Annotated in this window: 29 protein-coding genes; 9 read left to right on the forward strand and 20 right to left on the reverse strand. The window is 69.1% G+C overall.

Annotation, left to right across the window (positions count from 1 at the left end):
* Positions 1 to 27 precede the first annotated feature (27 nt).
* From VM681_09190 to VM681_09210, 5 genes are all read right to left on the reverse strand, one after another.
* Entirely contained in the window at positions 28 to 972 is a 945-nt protein-coding gene (locus tag VM681_09190) for a hypothetical protein (protein ID HVL88158.1), read from the reverse strand.
* A 110-nt stretch (positions 973 to 1,082) separates the two neighbouring features.
* Entirely contained in the window at positions 1,083 to 2,228 is a 1,146-nt protein-coding gene (locus VM681_09195; protein HVL88159.1) for an acyl-CoA dehydrogenase, read from the reverse strand.
* A gap of 6 nt (positions 2,229 to 2,234) precedes the next feature.
* Positions 2,235 to 2,537: an antibiotic biosynthesis monooxygenase family protein gene (locus VM681_09200; GenBank protein HVL88160.1), complete on the reverse strand. Its 303-nt coding sequence runs from the start codon at positions 2,535 to 2,537 to the stop codon at positions 2,235 to 2,237.
* Positions 2,538 to 2,608: 71 nt separating this feature from the next.
* On the reverse strand, positions 2,609 to 3,061 hold the full coding sequence (locus VM681_09205; GenBank protein HVL88161.1) for a hypothetical protein: 453 nt from the start codon (positions 3,059 to 3,061) through the stop codon (positions 2,609 to 2,611).
* On the reverse strand, positions 3,051 to 3,479 hold the full coding sequence (locus tag VM681_09210) for a roadblock/LC7 domain-containing protein (GenBank protein HVL88162.1): 429 nt from the start codon (positions 3,477 to 3,479) through the stop codon (positions 3,051 to 3,053). The genes VM681_09205 and VM681_09210 overlap by 11 nt, the downstream gene beginning before the upstream one ends.
* A gap of 107 nt (positions 3,480 to 3,586) precedes the next feature.
* On the opposite strand from VM681_09210, the gene VM681_09215 reads away from it, so the two are divergent.
* Together VM681_09215 and VM681_09220 are read left to right on the forward strand one after the other, a co-directional pair.
* The gene (locus VM681_09215) at positions 3,587 to 3,778 is read left to right on the forward strand and encodes a hypothetical protein (GenBank protein HVL88163.1); all 192 of its coding nucleotides are present in this window, start codon (positions 3,587 to 3,589) and stop codon (positions 3,776 to 3,778) included.
* A gap of 93 nt (positions 3,779 to 3,871) precedes the next feature.
* Positions 3,872 to 4,552: a hypothetical protein gene (locus tag VM681_09220; GenBank protein HVL88164.1), complete on the forward strand. Its 681-nt coding sequence runs from the start codon at positions 3,872 to 3,874 to the stop codon at positions 4,550 to 4,552.
* Here VM681_09220 and VM681_09225 read toward each other — a convergent pair.
* Complete coding sequence (locus VM681_09225) at positions 4,549 to 5,271, reverse strand: alanyl-tRNA editing protein (protein ID HVL88165.1); 723 nt, start codon at positions 5,269 to 5,271, stop codon at positions 4,549 to 4,551. The two genes, VM681_09220 and VM681_09225, sit on opposite strands and share 4 nt — an antisense overlap.
* Before the next feature lie 117 nt (positions 5,272 to 5,388).
* On the opposite strand from VM681_09225, the gene VM681_09230 reads away from it, so the two are divergent.
* The 3 genes from VM681_09230 to VM681_09240 all read left to right on the forward strand — a co-directional run bounded on the left by VM681_09230 (position 5,389) and on the right by VM681_09240 (position 7,072).
* Complete coding sequence (locus VM681_09230) at positions 5,389 to 5,583, forward strand: hypothetical protein (GenBank protein HVL88166.1); 195 nt, start codon at positions 5,389 to 5,391, stop codon at positions 5,581 to 5,583.
* Positions 5,584 to 5,626: 43 nt separating this feature from the next.
* Positions 5,627 to 6,199 carry an RdgB/HAM1 family non-canonical purine NTP pyrophosphatase gene (gene rdgB / locus VM681_09235; protein HVL88167.1) on the forward strand — a complete coding sequence of 191 codons (573 nt, stop codon included), beginning with the start codon at positions 5,627 to 5,629 and terminating at the stop codon, positions 6,197 to 6,199.
* A gap of 63 nt (positions 6,200 to 6,262) precedes the next feature.
* Entirely contained in the window at positions 6,263 to 7,072 is an 810-nt protein-coding gene (locus VM681_09240; GenBank protein HVL88168.1) for a hypothetical protein, read from the forward strand.
* 36 nt (positions 7,073 to 7,108) lie between these two features.
* Here the strand turns inward: VM681_09240 and folD are convergent, their stop codons facing one another.
* From folD to VM681_09265, 5 genes are all read right to left on the reverse strand, one after another.
* Complete coding sequence (folD, locus tag VM681_09245) at positions 7,109 to 7,990, reverse strand: bifunctional methylenetetrahydrofolate dehydrogenase/methenyltetrahydrofolate cyclohydrolase FolD (GenBank protein ID HVL88169.1); 882 nt, start codon at positions 7,988 to 7,990, stop codon at positions 7,109 to 7,111.
* Positions 7,991 to 7,998: 8 nt separating this feature from the next.
* A complete protein-coding gene (locus tag VM681_09250) occupies positions 7,999 to 9,336 on the reverse strand; it encodes a signal recognition particle protein Srp54 (protein ID HVL88170.1) in 1,338 nt (445 codons plus the stop codon).
* Between the two features lie 28 nt (positions 9,337 to 9,364).
* The gene (locus VM681_09255) at positions 9,365 to 9,526 is read right to left on the reverse strand and encodes a hypothetical protein (GenBank protein HVL88171.1); all 162 of its coding nucleotides are present in this window, start codon (positions 9,524 to 9,526) and stop codon (positions 9,365 to 9,367) included.
* Between the two features lie 148 nt (positions 9,527 to 9,674).
* Positions 9,675 to 9,878, reverse strand: coding sequence for a hypothetical protein (locus VM681_09260; protein HVL88172.1), 204 nt, complete (start codon positions 9,876 to 9,878; stop codon positions 9,675 to 9,677).
* A gap of 78 nt (positions 9,879 to 9,956) precedes the next feature.
* Positions 9,957 to 10,739 (reverse strand): polyprenol monophosphomannose synthase, encoded by a 783-nt coding sequence (locus VM681_09265; GenBank protein ID HVL88173.1) that lies wholly within the window; start codon positions 10,737 to 10,739, stop codon positions 9,957 to 9,959.
* Between the two features lie 77 nt (positions 10,740 to 10,816).
* Between VM681_09265 and VM681_09270 the strand changes: the two genes are divergently transcribed.
* A complete protein-coding gene (locus tag VM681_09270; GenBank protein ID HVL88174.1) occupies positions 10,817 to 12,100 on the forward strand; it encodes a DegT/DnrJ/EryC1/StrS family aminotransferase in 1,284 nt (427 codons plus the stop codon).
* A gap of 58 nt (positions 12,101 to 12,158) precedes the next feature.
* Entirely contained in the window at positions 12,159 to 13,127 is a 969-nt protein-coding gene (gene gmd / locus VM681_09275) for a GDP-mannose 4,6-dehydratase (protein ID HVL88175.1), read from the forward strand.
* A 3-nt stretch (positions 13,128 to 13,130) separates the two neighbouring features.
* On the opposite strand, the gene VM681_09280 is transcribed toward gmd, so the two are convergent.
* A complete protein-coding gene (locus VM681_09280) occupies positions 13,131 to 13,583 on the reverse strand; it encodes a GtrA family protein (protein ID HVL88176.1) in 453 nt (150 codons plus the stop codon).
* A gap of 81 nt (positions 13,584 to 13,664) precedes the next feature.
* On the opposite strand from VM681_09280, the gene VM681_09285 reads away from it, so the two are divergent.
* On the forward strand, positions 13,665 to 15,803 hold the full coding sequence (locus VM681_09285; GenBank protein HVL88177.1) for a hypothetical protein: 2,139 nt from the start codon (positions 13,665 to 13,667) through the stop codon (positions 15,801 to 15,803).
* On the opposite strand, the gene VM681_09290 is transcribed toward VM681_09285, so the two are convergent.
* The 7 genes from VM681_09290 to VM681_09320 are packed head-to-tail and all read right to left on the reverse strand — an operon-like array spanning position 15,800 to position 19,433.
* Entirely contained in the window at positions 15,800 to 16,486 is a 687-nt protein-coding gene (locus tag VM681_09290) for a hypothetical protein (protein HVL88178.1), read from the reverse strand. The two genes, VM681_09285 and VM681_09290, sit on opposite strands and share 4 nt — an antisense overlap.
* A complete protein-coding gene (locus tag VM681_09295) occupies positions 16,483 to 16,698 on the reverse strand; it encodes a hypothetical protein (GenBank protein HVL88179.1) in 216 nt (71 codons plus the stop codon). The genes VM681_09290 and VM681_09295 overlap by 4 nt, the downstream gene beginning before the upstream one ends.
* Positions 16,699 to 16,752: 54 nt before the next feature.
* Positions 16,753 to 17,844, reverse strand: a complete 1,092-nt coding sequence (locus VM681_09300; protein HVL88180.1) for a pyridoxal phosphate-dependent aminotransferase — start codon at positions 17,842 to 17,844, stop codon at positions 16,753 to 16,755.
* A gap of 59 nt (positions 17,845 to 17,903) precedes the next feature.
* Positions 17,904 to 18,164, reverse strand: coding sequence for a hypothetical protein (locus tag VM681_09305; protein HVL88181.1), 261 nt, complete (start codon positions 18,162 to 18,164; stop codon positions 17,904 to 17,906).
* The gene (locus tag VM681_09310; GenBank protein ID HVL88182.1) at positions 18,152 to 18,850 is read right to left on the reverse strand and encodes a hypothetical protein; all 699 of its coding nucleotides are present in this window, start codon (positions 18,848 to 18,850) and stop codon (positions 18,152 to 18,154) included. Before VM681_09310 ends, VM681_09305 begins: the two co-directional genes overlap by 13 nt.
* A gap of 16 nt (positions 18,851 to 18,866) precedes the next feature.
* A complete protein-coding gene (locus VM681_09315) occupies positions 18,867 to 19,070 on the reverse strand; it encodes a hypothetical protein (GenBank protein ID HVL88183.1) in 204 nt (67 codons plus the stop codon).
* A 54-nt stretch (positions 19,071 to 19,124) separates the two neighbouring features.
* Positions 19,125 to 19,433 carry a hypothetical protein gene (locus tag VM681_09320; GenBank protein HVL88184.1) on the reverse strand — a complete coding sequence of 103 codons (309 nt, stop codon included), beginning with the start codon at positions 19,431 to 19,433 and terminating at the stop codon, positions 19,125 to 19,127.
* Between the two features lie 52 nt (positions 19,434 to 19,485).
* Between VM681_09320 and VM681_09325 the strand changes: the two genes are divergently transcribed.
* Positions 19,486 to 19,974, forward strand: a complete 489-nt coding sequence (locus tag VM681_09325; protein HVL88185.1) for a hypothetical protein — start codon at positions 19,486 to 19,488, stop codon at positions 19,972 to 19,974.
* A 9-nt stretch (positions 19,975 to 19,983) separates the two neighbouring features.
* Here the strand turns inward: VM681_09325 and VM681_09330 are convergent, their stop codons facing one another.
* Positions 19,984 to 20,190: a hypothetical protein gene (locus VM681_09330; GenBank protein ID HVL88186.1), complete on the reverse strand. Its 207-nt coding sequence runs from the start codon at positions 20,188 to 20,190 to the stop codon at positions 19,984 to 19,986.
* Positions 20,191 to 20,307 lie beyond the last annotated feature (117 nt).

The raw sequence follows: 20,307 nt of genomic DNA on the forward strand, positions 1-20,307 counted from the left end.
TCCGGGGCGCGCCCGACCCGCTTGGTCTCAGGGCAGCGTATGCGCCCCGTGCGCCAATAGTTGGCCCACGTGCGGCACCGTCACAACGGTACCACTCCCGAGGAACGTGTAATAGCCATGGTCGGTGACCTCCGCGCGCACATAGAGCGCCGCTCCTGCGCCGTCGGCGGATCGGATCCACTGCAGGTCGTCGGCGGTGGGAGGCGAGACGCGAACGAGACCGCCTAGGACCGTCGATTCGGACGTCTTCACGCGATCCTCGTCGTACACGTAGTACGCCGAGACGGTGATCGCGTAGTCCCGCGAGCCTACGTTTGCGCAAAGGCACGTATTGCCCAGCGGGATGAGAGGACCCACGGGACCCAAGGTTGCCTTCGAGAGACAGGCGAGGTTGACGGTCTGCGGCGGCGCGTTGCCGCCCAGCCGCACGTCGAGGCAGATCTGGCCTTGCCCGTTGTCGTAAACGCTAAGGTTGCCCGCGGAAGCGGTTGCGCGAGGCGTCCCGCCGGGAACGGGGCGAACGACGGTTGGCGCCAAGAGATCCTTCACGACACCTCCAACGACAAACGACCACTCGCGCGTTTGGTATGTCCACTTGCAGTTCCAGCTTGCGTCGCACACGGTGCTGCTGTATTGCGCCCACGCACGGTGAACCCCGAAGGAAAATTCGGGGTCGGGCGAAAAGCTTGCGACGACGTCCTGGGGGGGAAGCAGGGAACCGTAGCGGTACACGGAACCCTCGGCGACCGCCTGCCCGTCGACGTGAAGCGCGACATACGAACTCTGGTAGAACACGTTTGGGCACGACTCGTGCGAAAGCCGAGCCTCAACGACAGAGTTTGCGGGCAACTTGTGCCCGGTCGGAGTGCCCGACGGCGTGAAAACGCAGTCTTGTACGTTTGCGGACGCAGGCGCGGGAAGCCCGGCGGACACGAGGGTGATCGAGAAGACTAGGACAAACAACAAGCGCATGCGTCAACTCTCCCGGCCGTGCAGGCGGTCCAGGCGCTATATCAGGGTTTTCACGACAATCTGTTCGGAACGCACGCGGGAGCATCCGACATCATACGACGTTGCGAAGTTCACTTGAGCCCGATCGCGTCCCTCGCGATGACCAAACGCTGAATCTCCGACGTTCCTTCGTAGATCTCCGTGATCTTCGCGTCGCGCATGTAGCGCTCGACGGGGAAGTCCGTCGTGTAGCCGGCGCCGCCGTGCACCTGCACGGCGTCGATCGCGTTCTTCATGGCCGCTTCGCTCGCAAAGAGCTTGGCCATCGCGGAGGCCGTTCCGAACTTCTCGCCCTGCTGGCAGAGGAAGGCCGCGCGCCACGTGAGCACGCGGGAGGCCTCGGCCGCCACGTGCATGTCGGCGATCATGTGCTGGATCGCCTGGTGGTGCGCGATGGGCTTGCCAAACGCGTGGCGCTCCTTCGCGTACGCGGCGGCGGCGTCCACGCACGCCTGCGCGATGCCGACGGCCTGCGCGGCGATGCCGATCCGGCCCCGGTCGAGCGTGGCCATGGCGATCTTGAACCCTTCACCCTCCTGCCCGAGGAGGTTCTCGACGGGGATTTCACAGTTGTCGAAGAAGAGTTGCGTGCTGTGCGCCGCGCGGATGCCCATCTTGTCCTCGGGCGGCGACCAGGTGAACCCGGGCGTGCCGGCCTCGACCACGAAGGCGCTGATGCCGCGGTGCTTGGCCGCCACGTCGGTCTTGGCGAAGACAACGTAGATTCCCGCGTGGCCGCCGTTTGTGATGAAGTTCTTCTGGCCGGAGAGGACGTACGAGCCGCCCTTCTTCACGGCGACCGTCGTCATGGCGGCCGGGTCGCTTCCGGCGTTGGGCTCCGAGAGGGCAAACGCGCCAAGCTTGGCGCCCGTGGCAAGGGGGCGCAGGAAGCGCTCCTTCTGCGCGTCGTTCGAGAAGGCGTTGAGGGGGTAGCCCGCGAGCGTATTCGTGACGGAGACGATGACGCTCGTGGCCGCGCACGCGCGGGCGAGTTCCTCGAGCGCCACGACGTAGGAGACGTAGTCGAAGCCCGCGCCGCCCCACTCCGCCGGGGCCGTCATGCCCAGAAGGCCAAGCTCGGCCATCCGCGGGATGTTCTCCGTGGGGAACCGCTTCTCGCGGTCGATCGCCGCGGCGATGGGGGCAACGTTCTTCTCGGCGAACTCGCGCACCATCTTGCGGACGGCTTCCTGCTCGTCGCTCAGGCGGAAGTCCATGCCCCGCTACCCGCCGACGGGAACCATCTCGTAGTGGTCCACGACCTGATCCTGGACGAAGTCGACCTCGTTGGCCAGGAGCTTGGGCTTTCGCCAGTTGGCCCCCGCGAAGGCGATGAGGTCTTCTTTGGATTCCCACACGCTCACGAGGACGTACTCCTCCTGGCCGCGTTCGAGGGGCCGGCCGAAGTTGACCCACCGCACGCCCTTCTGGGCTTGGAGCTGCGGGACGGCCGTCTGGATATAGTAGTCCTCCAGCGCCTTTTCCTTCCCAGGGCGCGGACGGGCGCGGAAGACGCGAACGATCATCGGGGTACCCGAAGCAGGCAGGACGGGAAAAACGTTTGGGGCGGACTTGGCCGCCTGGGGTCCGCGGGCCGTCAGGACCGCCGAAGCGCCTCCTTGGGGCGCCGGCGCCGGGTGGCGCGGACAAGCTCGTCCGTGGCGCGGCGGACCAGCTGCTGCACGCCGCGCTTGGTGTAGCGGGAGAAGATGCGGATCATGAGGAGGCTTGCGGCCACGAGGAGGACGGCCTGGAGCAGGCCCAAGGCCGTCGTGATCGTCTTGAGCGTCCGATCGTCGATGGACGGGACGAGCTGGTAGGTCACGAGGAAGGGAAGGAGGGCTTGAACGGATTCGAGGAGAAGGAACACGGCAAGGAGGGCCAAGGGAAGACGCAGCGCGTTGGCCCGAAGGTAGAGGATCTCCTGCGCAAAGGCGCCCAACGGGTTCGCGTACAGGAGCATCGCCAACCGGACGACGACCACGACGAAGGCCAACGCGGCAAGCGCCGACAGGGGTGGGAGGAACTCCTCGAGCGTCTCAAACGCCACGCGCGATGACCTCCCGAAGCCGCTCGATGGCCTTGCGGACCTCCACGAGCACGAGGATGTTGTTGGTTCCCGGCTGGAGCAGGGTCACAAGCGCAAGGCCGCTTGCGACCTGGAAGACCGCGATGGAGCCCCGGTCCGTCGTCACGATGACGTTGCGCGAGCGCCCGAGGTCCATGAGCTCGGTGGTGCGCACGCCCGCGCGCGCGAGCATGGCGCCGGCGGTCGCGACGAGCGCGGGGTCGACGCCGCCCCGGAGATCCCATGCGAGGGGGCTTCCCTCGTCGTCGACTAGGACGCTTCCCAAAAGGCCTCCGAGGTTGCGCTGCAGTTCCGCGAGCGATTCCCGAAGCTCGGTGGACAGGGCTTCCCCGGGCGACTGGGCGGGCAGAAGGTCGAACCCTTCGGTGGCGTCGCCCATCGGGGCGGCCAACGCGATGGCGCCTTTTCAGGGTTTCGGGAACCGTTCCGGGTTGATGGGTATGCCGTAACCTTCATGCGTGGGAACGGTCAGAGTGCTCGCGGGGGTTGTGTTTGGGCGGCAAGCAATGCACGTCCTGCGGGGCCGAGCTCGACGGGGTCGAGACCGCCGGCGGGGTCATCTACGAGTGCGGAACGCACGGCGTTCGCGATTGGGTCTTCGAGGACCAGACGCACACGGAGTACGCCTTGCGCGTTCCCCGTGCTCCGGTTTCCCGTCTGTTTCCGGAACGATTGTAGGGATCGTACGCAGCGGGCGCGCAGCGGGTGCAAGTCTCGTGCACGTTCCAGTCGGAGGCCTCATGGACTGACCGTGGGTTTGCCGCCCGCCCGATGCCATCACGACTCACGCCGCCTGCACCCGCCCGCGCGATCGTTCGCGCAAGCGTGCGGAAAGCCGGGGGCGCCGCCGTCGCCGCGTTTTCCGCGCCGGGTCTGCCGTTCTTGCCGCGCGAGGTTCGCCTGGCCCGGGACCGGCCGCTGGCGGACGCGCCCGTCCAGTCGCCCATCGTCCTCCACGTCCTCGAAGGCCACGTGCATCCGCGGATCGACGGACGCAACGGGAACGTGCTGTCCACGGGCGACGCGTGGACGCTTCCTTCGCACGCGCGCACGTGGGGCCTCGACCCGTCGCCCGAGGACACACGCGTGCTGTGCGTCGAGCTGACCGGCGCCGACGGCGTCCCCGAAGTGGCGCCCGTTCGCGCCCACGCGCCTGGGCGCTCCGAACGGGAGGGCGCGCGAATCGCGGTCGTTTCCTTCCGCGAGCCCACGCTTGCGTGCGTCGGCTTGCGCTGGGAGGACGTGGAGCTTGCGCCCGGCGCCGTCTTCGTGCGACCCGTCGAGGAAGGACGAGCGGCGTTCGCGGCCGTGCTGTCCGGACGCGCGACCTGCGGCGAAGGGTTCGACCTCGACGAGGGAACCGGCTTCCTCTTGCGGCGCGCCGACGCCGTGGGCTTCCGGGCGGTCGTTCCCACGCGGCTTGCTTTCTGGACCTTCCCGTCGCCGGCCTAGGCCGCGCCGTCGTCGAACGCGTAGACGATCCGCTCGGTCTCCTTGCCCTTGCCCTCCTTGCGAAGGACGCGGATGCGCCCGATCTCGCGCGTGTTCTCGACGTGCGTTCCCGCGCACGGGCAGAGGTCGACGTCGCCGATCTCGATCACCCGAAGCTTCTGCACGGCCATGGGCAATCGGTCCCACTGAACGCGCGGGCCAAGCTTCTCCTCGAGCGCGCGCCGGACCTCGTCGTACACGCGGATCGGGATGCCCTGCCGGAACGCCTCGTTGGCGGCGGCTTCGAGCGTCGAGAGGTCCTCGTTCGAGAGCTTCACGGGATGGAGGTCCACGCGGGAGTGGTCGCGCCCCACCTGGTTGCCCACGGTGCGCGCGCCAAAGAGGTGGTGGGCAAGGCCGGAGACGACGTGCTGGCTCGTGTGCATGCGCATGAGCGCGTAGCGGTTCTCCCAATCGATGAGCCCCGTGACCTCGGCTCCTTCCGGCGGCCGGTCGCCTTCGAGGACGTGCTTCACCACGCCCTTCTGGCTCACGTACTTCACGCGCGCGCTTCCGCCCGCCCAACGGAGCTCACCCACGTCCGAAGGCTGCCCGCCCCCCTCAGGATGAAATGCGGTCACGTCGAGGCGAACCCAGTCGTCCAGCGCCTTTGTCACGCGCGCGCGGAACTCGCGGGCGTATTGAAGCGCCGGATCGCGGAAGTACAGGAGCTCCGTCACGGATTCGCCCAGAGCCGCCGCGAGCCTTGTATCTTGCGACGGGGATCGACGTTGACCGGGCAACCGTCCGGCCGGGCGCGACGATCGCATATACTTGAGCCGGCAGACCGTTTGCCGATGAGCGAGGCGCGCGAAGGAGCCGGGCTGGACGCGAGGGTCTCGTTTCCGGCCGTCGGAGCCCCTTCCGGCCGCCTCGCCGTCGTCGGGCTCATCACGGACGCCGCCTACGCCGCCGAGGTCTCCGACATCCGCGACATCTCCACCGTGCTCACGCGGATGCAGCTTCGGACCCGCCGCGCCCTCGCCGGCTAGCCAAGCGGCCAACGCTATGTAGCCGCACGGGCCTTCCGGCGCGGTGAAGCTCTCCTTCGTCACGTCCAACAAGGGCAAGTTCGAGGAAGCCCGCGCCGCGCTGTCCCTCCACGGCATCGAGCTTCTCCACCGGCTCGTTCCCCACCCGGAGATCCAGGCCGACACGCTCGAGGAGGTTGCCCGCGAGCGCGCGCGTTTTCTCCGCGACGCCATCACCGGCGAACCGTACTTCGTCGACGACGCCGGCCTCTTCGTCGACGCCCTCGCGGGATTTCCGGGCGTGTACTCGGCCTACGCCTACAAGACGATCGGCGTCGCCGGCATCCTGAGGCTCCTTGCCGGCGAAGCCAACCGAGCGGCCCGGTTCGAGGCCGTCCTCGCCTACATGGAGCCCGCAAGCGTCGCCCCCGTCCTCGTCAAGGGCGTCTGCCGCGGCCGCATCCTCGAAACGCCCGAAGGCGCGGGCGGCTTCGGGTTCGACCCCGTCTTTGCTCCCGACGGGCACACCGAGAGCTTCGCGCGCCTGCCGCTCTCCGCCAAGAACGAGCTCTCCCACCGCGGGCGCGCGCTTGCGAAGCTCGTCGAACATCTTCGGGCCGCCGGCAAAATTCCGTGACGAATCAAACGCGCCATCCAATCTTCCTATACCCCCCGCCGTCGTGGTTGGCGTGGAGTTCCCATGCGAGCGCGCGGATCGTTGCTTGCCCTGCTCGGTTGCCTTGCCCTCGTCGCCCTGCCCACGGCCTCCGCCGGCCCCTTCGAGGACGTTCCGGGCCTCGTCGAGGACGCCCGCGCGCTCGCGTGCGGAACCGCCGGCGGCGCGCCCGTCGCCGGCGACACGCTGCAGGAGCTTGGCGTCTGCGAACCGCCCGGCTCGCCCGACGTGCCACCGCCCGAAGTTCCGGCCGAGGCGGAGGCGCCCCTTGCGGACGAGGCCGCCGAGGTCGCCGACGAGATCGTCGGCGCCGCGCTTGGCGCCGTCGACGCCATCCGTGAAAACCCCGCGGACGCCCCAAACGCGCTCGCCGCGTTCCTCGAAGCCGTCGTGGCCGCCCTCGGCAAGCTCTTCGACGCCGCGGCCCAAGCGCTGGGCCTTGCCGCAAGCCTGCCCCTTGCGGCCGCCGACCTTGGAAGGGGCGCGCTCTCCGCCGTCGCCGACGCGCTAGCGGGCGCAGCCGACGGGCTTGCGACCGCCGCCTCCGGCGGAGCGCAATCCGTCGCCGACGCAGCCTCGGGCGCCACCCGATCGGTCGCCGGCGCGGCCGGCGCAACCGCGGACGGGCTCGCCTCCGGGCTTCACGCCATTGCCGACGGCGTCGCTTCGGCCGCGCGCGCGGTCGCCGACGCCGTCGCCTCCCTCTTTGCCGCCTCCCAGCCTCCGGCGCCCGGCGGGAACGCTCCGCTCCCCGTGGAGCTTCCCGCCGCGCGCGGGCTTCCCTCGTCCCTTCTCGACGAGGTCGGCCGGACGGTCGACGGGCTTGCGCCGTGATGTATACGGAGGTATACGTTTGTATACATCGCCCGACTAGCGCGAAAGCCCGCGCGCCGCGCGCACCGTGTTTGCAAGCAACATGGCGATCGTCATGGGCCCCACGCCGCCGGGCACGGGCGTGATCGCTGAAGCGACCTTCGAGACCTCCTCGAAGGCGACGTCGCCCACGATGCGCGATCCCTTCGGGTGGGAAGGATCGGCCACGCGGTTGATGCCGACGTCCACGACGACCGCGCCGGGCTTCACGTGGCGCGCGCGGACGAACTCCGGCTGGCCCATGGCCGCGACGAGGACGTCGGCCTCGCGCGTCGCTTGCTCGAGGTTTGGGGTGCGGCTGTGGCAGACGGTTACGGTCGCGTCGCCGCCGCGGCCCTTGCCGAGAAGGAGCACCGAGAGAGGTTTGCCGACGATGTTGCCGCGGCCGAGGACGGCCACGCGCTTTCCTTGCGGCGAGTGGCCGTTTCGTTCGAGGAGCTCGACGACGCCGGCCGGCGTGCACGGGACAAAGCCGGGGCGTCCGGCGAGCAGGCGGCCGAGGTTCTCGTGCGTGAAGCCGTCCACGTCCTTTCGCGGATCGAGCGTTGCGAGGACGGCCTCCTCGGAGATCTGCGGCGGAAGCGGGAGCTGGACGAGGATGCCGTGCACGGCGGGGTCCGCGTTGAGGGCGCGCAGGACGGCCAGAAGCTCGGCCTCGGTCGTCGCGGCGGGGAGGCGTCGCGTGCCGTGCTCGATGCCCACTTCGGCGCACGCCTTGTTTTTGTTCTCCACGTAGACGACGCTTGCGGCGTTGTCGCCGACGAGCACGAACTGGAGGTTCGGGACGACGCCCTGCGCGCGGAGGGTTTCGACGTCCTTGCGGATCTCCGCGCGCATCGTGGCCGCGAGGGCTTTTCCGTCGAGGATGCGCGCTCCCATGAAGGCCCCTACGTCTCGTCGAACTTGAGGTTCTGCATGAGCTTCTTCTGCATCTTCCGGTTGCCCGCGAAGCCCTTGATGGCGCGCTTGCTCATCTCGTAGTACTTGAGGAGTTCCTTCACCTCGCGCGGTTCGGCGCCGCTTCCGCGCGCGATGCGCTGGAGGCGCGAGCCGCGGACGTCGCCGGGGTTCTCCATCTCGTGCGCCGTCATGGAGTCCATGATCACGCGGTAGCGCTTGAGCCGCTCCTGCGTCTTCTCCATCTCGTCGTCCTTCATCTTGGCGCGGGCGGCCGAGAGGCCCGGGATCATGTCGAAGACCTTGCCAAGGGGCCCCATGTTCTGGAGCATGTCCATCTGCTCGCGCATGTCCTGGAGCGTGAACTTGCCCGTCATGATGCGCCGTGCGGTGCGCTCGGCCTTGCCCTCGTCTTCGATCGCCGCCTGGGCCTTCTCGAGGAGGCTCTGCAGGTCGCCCATGCCAAGGAGGCGCGAGACAAAGCGCGCCGAGTCGAACTTCTCAAGCTCGTCGATGTGCTCGCCCGTGCCGATGAAGACGATGGGCGCCTGGGTCTCGGAGACGGCCGAGAGGGCGCCTCCGCCCTTGGCCGTGCCGTCGAGCTTGGTGACGATGACGCCCGTGAGGCCGACGGCCTCGTGGAACGCCTTCGCCTGCGGGCCGGCCTGCTGGCCCACCTGCGCGTCGATGACGAGGATCTTCTCGTCGGCCTTGGCCACGCGCGCGACGTTTTTCAGCTCCTCGATGAGGTCCTCGGCGAGGCTGTGGCGACCGGCCGTGTCGACGATGACGACGTCGGCCTTGAGGGCGGCCAACCCGTTCTTGACGATGGTCGCGGCGTCCTTCTGGCCGGGCTCGCCGTAGAAGGGCACGCGCACCTGCTCGGAGAGCTGCTTGAGCTGGTCGTAGGCGGCCGGGCGGTGGACGTCGGCTGCGATGAGGCCCGGGCGAAGGCCCTTCTTCTGGAAGTACTTCGCGAGCTTGCCGCAGGTGGTGGTCTTTCCCTGCCCGTACAGCCCGACGAGCATGATGCGCTGGGGCTTGACGGGCACGTCGCGCGCCTTGCCGAGCACCTTCACGAGCTCGTCGTTCACGATGCGGATGACGTGCATGCGGGGGCTCATGCCCGCCGGCGGAGGCTCGTTCAGCGCCCGCCGCTCGATCTCCTTGGTGATCGCAAGCGCGAGTCGCACGTTGACGTCGGCCTGCAGGAGCGCGCGCTGGATGTCGCGGACGACCTCCTTCACCAAGCCCGCGTCGATGCGGCCGGCGTTGGCGATCTTCCGCATGGTCGTGCGGAGCGACTCGCCGAGGCCTTCGAGCACCATGACGGGGTTCGAACGCCGACTCTCCCTTTTAATGGCTGCGTTGGCGGGCGCTCGATCGTTGCGCCGTTTCCCGGAACAGGAGCGCCCATCCGAGGACCCGGACCATCTCCTCGACGACCGGAAGCTCGGAGGCGTCGGGCCTCCCGGCCACGCGCGGAACGGGCTCCGCGGCTTGGTAGTTGCATCCCATGGACGGAGGAAAGGCCGGCGGCGCCGTCAAGCCTCGTAGGAACCGACCCGCCGACGGCACGTGGGCCGATTGCGCACGCTCCGGTCGTCCGTGCGTCGGTGGTGTGCGGGGCTCTGTCCGCCCCTGGCCACGGACGGGGCGACGCCAATCACGGACGGGGCCCGACGCGCTCGCTGAAGTGGAGCCTCCACGCGACGACGATCGCAAGGTCTCCGATCGCCTCCGCGTCGCGCGCCTCGACGAGGCCCGCAATGCGGAAGTCGGGGAAGTTGGGCGGGATCCACCCGGGGAGGTGGGGCTTGAGGGAGGGCTCATGCCCGTGTCCGTCCGGCGTCGCGTGGCAGGCGTCCACGAGAATCGTTCTGCCCGAGCCACCATAAGCGTGTTGGATGCGTTCGCTAACGGCCGAACGGCGGCGGTTACCGCAACGTCACCGCGGCGGGCGGGCTTGGGCGCGCTCGGCGCGATACAGCCGCAGCACGCTGATGCGCCATCGGAGGTGCAGCGCGTTTCCGACGAATCCGAACAGTTGCCGGAAGCCGAGCTTGGAGGCGCCGTGCTCCCGCTCGCGGAAGGTGATGGGCACCTCCTCGATGCGGAAGCCCTTCCGGTAGACGATCGCGAGGAAGGACGTGAGGAAGGAATATCCCTTGTTGGCCTGGAGGTGGTCCCACGGGATGGCCTCCACAACCTCGCGCGTGAAGGCGCGGTAGCCGTTCGTGTTGTCGCGCACGGGGTAGTTGCCGGCGATGAGGCGCGCGACGAGGAGGTTGGCCACGCGCGTCGTGAGCCGTCGCATCCACGGGCGGCCCACGACGACGCTCCCGCGCGCCAGGCGCGAGCCGATCGCAAGATCGGCTCCCGCGTCGAGCCGATCCAGCAGGCGTGGAAGGTCCGCGGGGTCGTGCGAGAGGTCCGCGTCCATCGAGAGATAGCGGTCGGGATCGAACCGGCGGCGGATCGTCTCGACCGCGTCCTTGTACGCGGCGCCGTAGCCTTCCTTGGCCGCGCGGTGGTGGACCGTGACGAAGTCGGGGTGGCGCCGCGAAAGCTCGTCGGCGACCTTGCCCGTGCCGTCGGGGCTGTTGTCGTCCACGACGACAAAGCGCGCGTTTGGGAGGCCAAGCGCCCGGAGCCGCTCGACGAGGAGCGGGAGGTTCTCGCGCTCGTTGTACGTGAGCGTGAAAAGGACTAACGACGGCGCTTTGCTCATCGCCCGCTCTCCTTGCGCATCGGCCACGGAACCTTTATGATGGCATCCCCGCGTGGCGGCCCCATCCGGTGGCTGCGATGACGGGCGACGGCGCGGCGGAAACCATCGAGCAGGTCAACCGACTCGTGGACAAGTACTTTTCGCGAGACCCCGCGTCGTTCTCCGTTCCCAAGGGACGGCTCCCGCTCGTCGTCCCAAGCTACGGGCCCGAGGAGGTCAAGGAAGCCGTCGAAGCGCTCCTGACAAGCTACGTCACGATGGGCGCAAAGGTGCGTCAGTTCGAGGAAGCCTGGTCGCAGTACCTTGGCTCCCGCTCGAGCATCATGGTGAACTCGGGCTCGAGCGCCAACCTGCTGGCCCTCTTTGCCGCCGCCAACCCGCACACGCGCGGGCGCCTCATGCCCGGCGACGAGGTCCTCGTTCCGGCCATGTGCTGGTCGACGACCGTGTACCCCATCGTGCAGGCGGGCGCGATCCCCGTGCTCGTCGACGTCGACCCGCAGACGCTCACCATGGACCCGCAGGCGGCGCGCGCGGCCCTCACCGACAAGACGCGCGCGATCATGCCCGTGCACCTCCTTGGCAACGCGGCCGATATGCGCGAGCTCTCTCGCCTGGCCGACGAGCGGGATCTGTGGCTCATCGAGGACTGCTGCGAGGCGCACGGCACGACGATCGACGGACGCAAGGTGGGAACCTTCGGCGACCTTGGCACGTACAGCTTCTTCTTCTCGCACGCCATCACGACGATCGAGGGCGGCGCGATCAACACCGACGACGACGATCTCGCCGAGCTGCTGCGCCCGCTGCGCGCGCACGGGTGGATCCGGGAGATGAAGACGCGCGAAGCCATCGCCGCGCGTCATCCGAACGTCGACCCCCGCTTTTTCTTCGTGAACGTCGGGTTCAACGTGCGGCCGACCGACCTGCAAGGCGGCTTTGGCATCCACCAGGTCCGCAAGCTCGAGTCCTTCGTCGAGGCGCGCCGACGCTACGCGCACGCGATCACGAAGGGCCTCTCCCGCCATGCCTCGGTGCTCGAGCTTCCGACCGAGCGCCCCGGCACCCGGCACTCGTACTTCACGTATCCCGTGATCGTGCGCGAGGGCGCGCGCTTCCGGAAGGAGGACCTCATGCGCCATCTAGAGGCCCACGGCGTCGAGACCCGTCCGATCATCTCGGGGAACTTCGCCGAGCATCCTGCCTTCGGGCTCCTTCCCGCGCGCGTGGCGGGCTCGCTTCCCGCGGCCTCGCACGCGCACCGCGACGGGTTCCTCTTCGGCGCACACCACCGCTTCGGCGAGGAGCAGGCGCGCTACGTCGTCGAGTGCTTCGATTCGTTCCTGCGCAAGCAGGACTGACGCGCGGGGCGCTCGCGTTCCCGAAACCTTCTTGTGCGCGCTTTGGCTTGGGGTCGGCATGAAGCGGGCGCTCATCACGGGCATCACGGGCCAGGACGGCTCGTACCTCGCCGAGCTCCTTCTCCAGAAGGGCTACGAGGTGCACGGGCTCGTCCGGCGCCTGAGCGTCCCCAACTTCTCGAACCTCGAGGCCATCAAGGACCGCATCGTCCTCCACGACGGCGACATGCTCGACTCGGCCTCGCTCCAACGCATCGCCGCCGACGCGAAGCCCGACGAGGTCTACAACCTCGCGGCGCAGTCGTTCGTGCACGTCTCCTTCGGCCAGCCCGTTCTCACGAGCGACGTGACAGGCGTGAGCGTCTTCCGCCTGCTCGAAGCGGTTCGGCAGCGGGCGCCCGACGCGCGCTTCTACCAGGCGAGCTCCTCCGAGATGTTCGGCCTTGCCGCCGTCTCGCCGCAGGACGAGCGGACGCCGTTCCACCCGCGCAGCCCCTACGGCGTTGCCAAGGTCATGGCCTTCTGGGCGACCGTGAACCACCGCGAGAGCTACGGCATGTACGCGACAAACGGCATCCTCTTCAACCATGAGTCGCCGCGGCGTGGGCTCGAGTTCGTCACGCGCAAGATCGCGCGCGGCGTCGCCCGCATCGCCGAGGGCCTCGACCGCAAGCTCGTGCTTGGCAACCTCGACGCCAAGCGCGACTGGGGCTACGCGCCCGAGTACGTGGAGGGCATGTGGCGCATGCTGCAGCACCCGCAGCCCGACGACTTCGTGCTGGCGACGGGCGAGTCGCACACGATCCGGGAGTTCTGCGAGCTCGCGTTCAAGGAGGTCGGCGTCGGTAATTGGGAGAAGCACGTCGAGAGCGACCCGCGCTTCTTCCGCCCCGCCGAGGTCCACGCGCTCTGCGGCGACGCGACGAAGGCGCGCACGCTCCTTGGCTGGAAGCCCAAGACGACCTTCCCGCAGCTCGTCTCGCTCATGGTGCAGGCCGAGCGCGAGCGGCTTCGCGCCAAGCCGTGACGCTCAGCGCCGGCCGTAGGTCCAGTGGAAGTTGAGCGCGTAGTTGAACGAGAAGGCGCACAGCACGGCAAACAGCGCCGAGACCATGTAGGGGAAGCCCGCAAGCTCGGTGAAGGCAAAGAGCGCCGCCACGTTGATGCAAAGCCCGCCGAGGTTCACGACCTCGTAGCGGGCGAACCGGCCGGCCCGAAGCCCGCTTCGCCGGTCGTGGAACGTGAAGGCGTCGTTGAGGAGAAAGTTCGTGACGATGGCCGTCTGGGTGGCGACGGCGCCGCTTGCGAGGTAGTACAGACCCGCGAACTCCGTGAGCGTGTAGAGCACGGCGAGGTTCACGCCGACGCCGCTTGCGCCCACGAGCATGAAGCGCAGCAGGCGGTGCGCCTCGAGGAAGGCGAGGCGGCGCCGGGCGTGGCCCGCAAGATCGAGCGCGCCAAGCCCGCCGCGCGGGGGGTCCATGGACTCCGCAAGACGCGCGCTCCGCATAAAGGAACAGGATTTGGAAACCCTTATCCGAGCGCTCGCTTTGCGTTGGAACCGATGCTCGGGATCGCGCGGTGGGCGCTCCTCGGGTACGTCGGGCTCGCGCTTGCGCTCACCGCCCGGCTGCTCGCCTCGTTCCCGCACACGTGGCCGCGCGGTCCCGACCTCTACAACCTGTTCCTCCACCCGTTCCTCACGGCGCAGGGCGACTGGCTTTGGACCTCCCTTTCCGGCGCGGGCCACCCGCTGCACGCGCACCCGTTCAGCAGCACGTGGTACCCGCTCACGACCGGCCCCGTCGCGCTTCTGGGCCCCGAGCTTGGCGTCTACGCCATCCTCCTCGTGCACCTGGTCCTGGGCGCCGTGTTCTTCGACGTCCTCGCGCGCCGGTACGTTCCCGACCCGGCGTGGCGGTTCGTCGGCGCGTCGATCTTCCTGCTCGGCGGCTGCTTTGCGTCCCGGGTGTTCGCCGGCCACCTCGTGTTCCTTCCCAGCATCGCCTGGGCCCCGCTTGCGCTCCATTTCCTGCTGCGCGTCGCCGACGGCGAGGGCCTCCGGCCCGTGGTTGGCGCGGGCGTGGCGATCGGCGTCATGCTGCTGGGCGACGTCCACGTTCCCTTGTACATGGGCTTGGCCGCGCTTGCGCTCATGGCGACGGACGGCTTCGAATGGCCGACGGGGCGCTGGGCTCTCCCGCGCCTGCGGCCGCGGGTCCTGCTCGCGCTTGTGGCGGTCTTCCCCGTGGCCGCCGCCGTTGCGGCCGTGAAGGTGCTTCCGCTTGCCGAGTTCAGCTTCGTCGTAGGCCGCGTGGTCGAGCCCCTGTACGCGAGCATGGGCCTCTACGACCAGATCGCGTCCTTCCTCTCGAACGCGCGGTGGCAGATCCCGCAGGTGAACTTCGAGGAGCGCAACGTCTTCATCGGCCCGCTCGCGTTTGGCCTTGCGATCGCCGGCGCCTTTGCCTTCCCCGAGAAGCGCCGGATGCTCGCCCTCGTCGCCGTGCTCGTGATCTGGATCCAGGGGTTCTTCACGCCGCTTGGCGTCCTGCACCAGCTCCCCGTCCTGTCGATGCTTCGCGCGCCCGCGCGGGCCATGATGGTGCTCTTCCCGCTCGTGGTGCTCCTGGCCGCCGTGGGCCTTGCACGCCTGCCCCACTGGCTCGACCGCCTGGCGCCGGACCGTGCGCGCTGGCTTTGCCGCGGAACGCTTGCGCTTGCGGGCCTGCAGGCGCTTGAGATCGTGATGCCCGCGCTCGTGTTCCTCGTCATGCCGGCGATGTACGCGCGGTTCACCGAGATCACGTCGTACGACGTGCGCCCGCTCGACCTGCTGTCGGTCGTGGCCGGCGTGCTCGTGGCCGCGCTCGTGCTGTCGCGCATGGGGCAGCCGATCCGTTGGCCTCCCCGTTGGCTTCCCCAGGGGCTGGCGCTGTTCATCGTGGGCTCGCTCCTTGCCGTGAACGGAAGCCTCTTCACGCCCGCCCCCTACCCCGGGCAGACGGACGCGAGCGCGGAGCTTGCCGCCGCGCTTCCCCAGGAGGGCTACCATCTCGTGGAGCCCGACGGCGTGACCGACCTCTTCCTCGTCGCGAAAGGCGTTCCGACGCTGGAGGGCGTCGAGGGCCACAGCCTCGAGTGGATCAACGAGCCAAGCCTGCTTCTCGGGCGGGGCCCGCGCGCCTACCGCGTGGGCGAGCGCGTCCTGCATTGGCGCGACTACCTCGTGACGAACGCCACAGCGGAGAAGCACGCCAACGACTCGTCGCTGCGCCTTGTACAGACGCTCCACACGAAAGCTTTGGGCCCCCTTCTCCTGTACGAGGATCTGCAAGCCGCTCCACCGGCCTTCGTCGTGCGCGGAAGCGACGTGCAGCCCGCGAGCCTGCGGGCGATCGGCGGAGGCTCGATCGTGATCGATGCGCCGGCGCTTTCGGCGGGGGAGCGCGTGACGGTCAAGCAGACGTACTACCCCGGCTGGACCGTCTCGACCCCCGGCTTCCGCGTGGTCGACGATCAAGGCATGATCGCGGCCGAGGCCACGGCCGACTTCGCCGGAGGCGACGTTCGCCTTTCGTTCTCGCCGCCGCTTTTCTGGATCGGCGCGGCCATCGCGATCCCGACGCTTGCCGCGGCGGCCTGGGTTCTGGCTGGGGGCCGCGCCGCACTTGCGCCAAGGATCGGGCGTCTCCGGCCCTAGGCCCGGACGCCTTCGGCTTGCAGGAACTCCTGCCAGTCCAGGCGCGGCCAGCCGCGCGCCGTCTCGAGCGCCTCCCGGTTCGAGGGTCCCACGAGGGGCGCGATGCGTCGGGCCGTCGCCAGGAACTGGATGACGCGCAGCGTTTCCAGCGGCTCGCGGGCAAACGCGTGGGCGGAATCGACGATGTCCCCGTACGCGGCTTGCGTGTGCTCCAACGTGTCGCCCGCGTCCACGACCTCCGGGCAGTCGATGCAGACGCCAAGCTCGCGACCCATCGGTTTCAAGGGAAAGGCGCGGCAGGCGAGCGGCCTTTCATCGTACACCGAGCAGACGCCGCCTGGCGCGCCGGAGGGGCCGACGATCCAGGACGGGTCGCCGGGCGAGAACTCGCGGAAGAAGACGCACGTGTCGTGCGTCGCGCGGTAGCCCACGACGAGCACGCGCGAGGAGGCGAGGTCGAGCACGCCGTCGGTGGGCTCCATCTGCCACGCAAGCCCGCGCCGGCTCGCGACGGGCAGCAGGCGCGCGCGCTCGGCGCTCGTGAGGGGAAGGCCGGCCGTGTCGCTCAGCCGGTAGACCGGCCCTCGGCGGTCCGGCCACTCGTACACGTGCTGCATGAGGGAGCGGCAGCAGTGGCCGCAGGAGGTGCACTCGAACCGCGTTTCGGGGGCGGTGCCGTTCAACGGCCGGACCCAGGCGGGTCGTGCCTGAAGAGCTTTGCGCCCGTGGACGCGCGGCTGAACACCTGCGTCCAGGCGAGCGTGGAGGCGATCTCGGCGAGGTCGCGCGCGTCCTCGACGCCGTGGGGCGAGCCGGCGTAGCGGATGGACGCGATGGCGCAGCGGCGGAGGTGGTCGCAGGCGGCTTCGAGGGTCGCGTCCGAGGGGCCGTGCATGCGACGTCCTTGGGCGCGAGGAGGTCTAGGCTTTCGGGCGCACGGCTCGAAGCGTCAACGCCCAAGGTCCGAAACGACCCTTGGGAACGCCTCGGCGAACCGCTTGCAGTCGGCCGCGGGAACCGTGAACGAGACGCGCACGAACCGCCGGCCGAACCGTTCGGAGACGTACGCTCCGCCGCGCACGAACACCCCGTGCTCGAACAGGAGCTTCTCCTCGATTGCGGCCGGGTCGACGCCCGTCGCGGAGACGTCGATCACGAACAGGTTGGCGTGGGACGGGTAGACGGGCAGGAAGGCGCCCTCGATCTTCGCGACGGCGTCCTTGATGAGCGCCTGGTTCTCCCGGCAGGTCCGAAGCATCCCCGGCAGCCACTCCTTCTTCGTCTCGAGCGCGGCCTTGGCCGCCGCCTGCGCGAGCACGTTTACGCCCAGGGGGTTCGTATCGTAGGGCTTGCACTTGGCCATCCAGTCCGGCGGGCCAACGAGCGCGCCCACGCGGAGGCCCGCGAGGCCCGCCCACTTGCTGAAGCTGTAGATGAGGACGGTGTTCTCGGGGTAGAACTCGGTGGCAAGCGCGGGCGCTTGCGCGAAGTCGCGGTACGTGACGTCGTGCACGAGCAGGAGGCTCCGCTCCCGCGCGAGCTCGGCGATCGCGCGCACCTCGTCGCGCGTGTAGGCGGTGCCCAGCGGGTTGATGGGGTCGATGAGCAGGATCGCTCGCGTGTGGTCGGTGAGGGCGTCGCGGATCTGCGAGACGGTGAGCTTCCAGGGGGGCGCGTAGATGGGAAGCTCCACGGGCGTGGCCTCCGAGAGGCGGATCTGCGCGTGGATGGGGAGGAACGACGGGTCGCTCGCCACGACCTCGTCCCCGGGCGACAGGACGGCGCGCCAGAGGATGTAGCTCGCCTCGAGGCCGCCGTGCGTGATCAGGACGTCGTGGTTGGGCGTTCCGAGGTCGTCCCGGACGAGTTGGGGAAGGCCCGGGAGGCCCTTCTTCAGCGGATACTGGTGGTGGAGCCCCCGATCCATGGCTGCCAAGACGGCACCCCGGATCCGCGGCGAGCCGGGGAGGTAGTTCGTGTTCTGGCTCATCCAGACCACGCCGGGCGTGCGGTGGGCGTGCTCGAACGGGTCGACCGCCATCGCGCCGGATAGCCGCTCCGCGGCCAAAACGCTTGTGCTCTCCATTTCCCGCTGCCCTTCTAGCCGCCGGAGCCGGGCGCGTCCTCGTCGGCGGAGATGCGGAGGAACCGTAGGGCCGTGACCACCATCATGACGTCGAACACGAGGTTGCCGGCGATGATCACAAGGCCGAGCACCTGGTAGCGCACGTTGTCGAGCCGGATGCCCTGCTCCACGAAAATGGCGCCCACGAGGATGGGCAACAGGACAAGCCCGGGGGCGAGGAAGAGCTCCGCCCGGACGCCGCGCCGCAGGAGGTTCCGCTGCTTCACGCGAGCCACGAGGGCACCTCCACGGTGGTCGTGATGGGATCGGGCGGAAGGCCGATGCCCAGCGCGGCGAACAGGCCGCTTGCCGTGATCGCGTACAGCGCCGCAGCGGGCAGCATGGGCATGAGGAAATCGTCGTCGAGCCAGCGGATCTTCACGCGCTCGGCCACGATCATGAGCGCCGTGCCGAAGACCGCAAGGAGCGGGTGGAAGTCGATGAGCAGGAAGACGCCAAGCACGAAGGCCGACCCGGCGACCACGCTTGCGGCCGGAAGGTTGGCCCGGCGGAACTCGCCCACGATGGGATCGCCGATGGCGGCCGCGAGGATGCAGGCGACGGCGATGGGCTGCGGGAACAGGTACACGAGCAGGAGGACCGAGAAGCCGAAGTACACGTAGCCGGAAACGCGCCGGCGCTCGTACTCGCGAAGCCCGAAGAAGGCCTCGGTGGGCACGCGCCCGCTCATGCGGTAGAGCTCGAGCCCCACCGCGCCGGCGAAGATGGCCAACGGCAGCACGTCGCGAAACAGGCCGACGGTGCCCTCGGAGGGCAGGAGGTAGTAGGCGACAAACGCGGCGCCAAAAGCGTGGAAGGCGCGGCGGAACCAGTGGGGATCGAACTCGACCTGCTGCGCGATCGCCTGCTCGATGCGATCGGCGACGTCGCGGACGGCGTCGCCCACGTCGCGCGCGGCCAACGCAACCTCCCTTCGCTCACTCGTACATCGAGAGGTGGTTGTCGAGGAGGTTGCAGAAGATGCGCGCCTCCTCGTGCTTGAGTTCGAACTGGTGGGTCTCGAGGACCTCTTGCCCGTCCTTCACCGCCGCGGCGCGGAAGATGAGCAGGAGCCCCCCGTAGCCCGTGGTCTCGACCTCGAGCTTGTACTTGCCGTCGAAGGCCTCGTGGATGAGGGTCATGCGCGCTCCGCCTCCCGCGAAGGGACGCAACCGCTTCAAGCTTTCCGTTGCGCTCTAGCGAAGGACCTCGCGCTCGAGGAGCGCCTTGCCAAAGCGCGCGGCAAGCTCGGCGTCCTGCGGCGAAAGCGCGATGACGTAGACGCCTCGCTCGCCCAAGCCCGGAATGGCCGTGTGCCAGCCCTGGCCCGAAAGCTCGTGCTCGTCCCACGCGAGCGTCTCGCGCAGGTCCTTGCGAAGCGCCACGAGAACGTGGTCGAGCTTCCGCGAGCCGCCGGCCGAGGGCGTGCGCGCCGTCGTCGTGCGCGTCCCGCGGGAGGTCGTCTGGCGGAACCGGGCGTAGAACCGTTGCGGGAAGACGTCCATGCGTCCGGGAGATACCGCGAAGCCTTAATGCACGCGGTCCCATCGCGGCCGCGTGGAAGGCTTCGTCCTGCGGCGCGACCTTTCCGACGGCGTGCACCCGCTGTCGGCGCTTGCCACGGGCCTCGACGCCGTTCCGGTGCTCGTGCGCCTCGTCGGCGGCAAGACGGCGCTCGCCCGGTTCGTGGAAAGCGTGGAGGTGCACGTCGTGCCGGGGGACGGCTACATGTGGATCGACGACGTGCACGGCCGCCTGTGCGTCGCGCAGTCGTACCTGCGCGAGGGGCCCGATCGGGGCATCTACGTGGACCTCGTGCACGAGCTCGTGCACATCGTGCAATGGAAGGACGGGCGCGAGCTCTTCGACCAGACGTACACCTACGTGGACCGGCCCACGGAGATCGAGGCCTACCGCGCCGGCGTGGAGGAGGCCCGACGCATCGGCATGACGGAGGAGGAGATCGCCGAGTACCTTCGCGTGGACTGGGTGGGAGACGAGGACCACCGGCGGCTGTGCCAGCATTGCGGCGTCAAGCCGCCGTGAGCGGCAAGCTCAGAACCGCGGCGCGAGGACGAAAAGGAAGGCGCCGACGAGGACCGCCGTGAAGCCCAGCACCACGAGCCACCCGGCCGCGAGAGCCTCCGTGCCGCCGCCTTCGGGCGAGAGCACGAAGGCGGCGGCGTAGGAGACAAGCAGGCCCGCGAGCACGAGGACGACGCCCACGAGCGTCTCGCGGCGCGCGCGAAGGACCGGCGTCAAGCGTTCCCCGGGTCCTTCCGCTTGGGGCGGATCTTGCCGTCGACGAGCTCGAACTCCTGCTCGCTTGTGCCCTCGATCCGGACGTCGGGCATCTTGCGGCCCTTGCGCATCGGTCTC

The sequence above is a fragment of the Candidatus Thermoplasmatota archaeon genome (assembly GCA_035541015.1).
In the GTDB taxonomy this organism is placed as follows: Archaea; Thermoplasmatota; SW-10-69-26; order JACQPN01; family JAIVGT01; genus DATLFM01.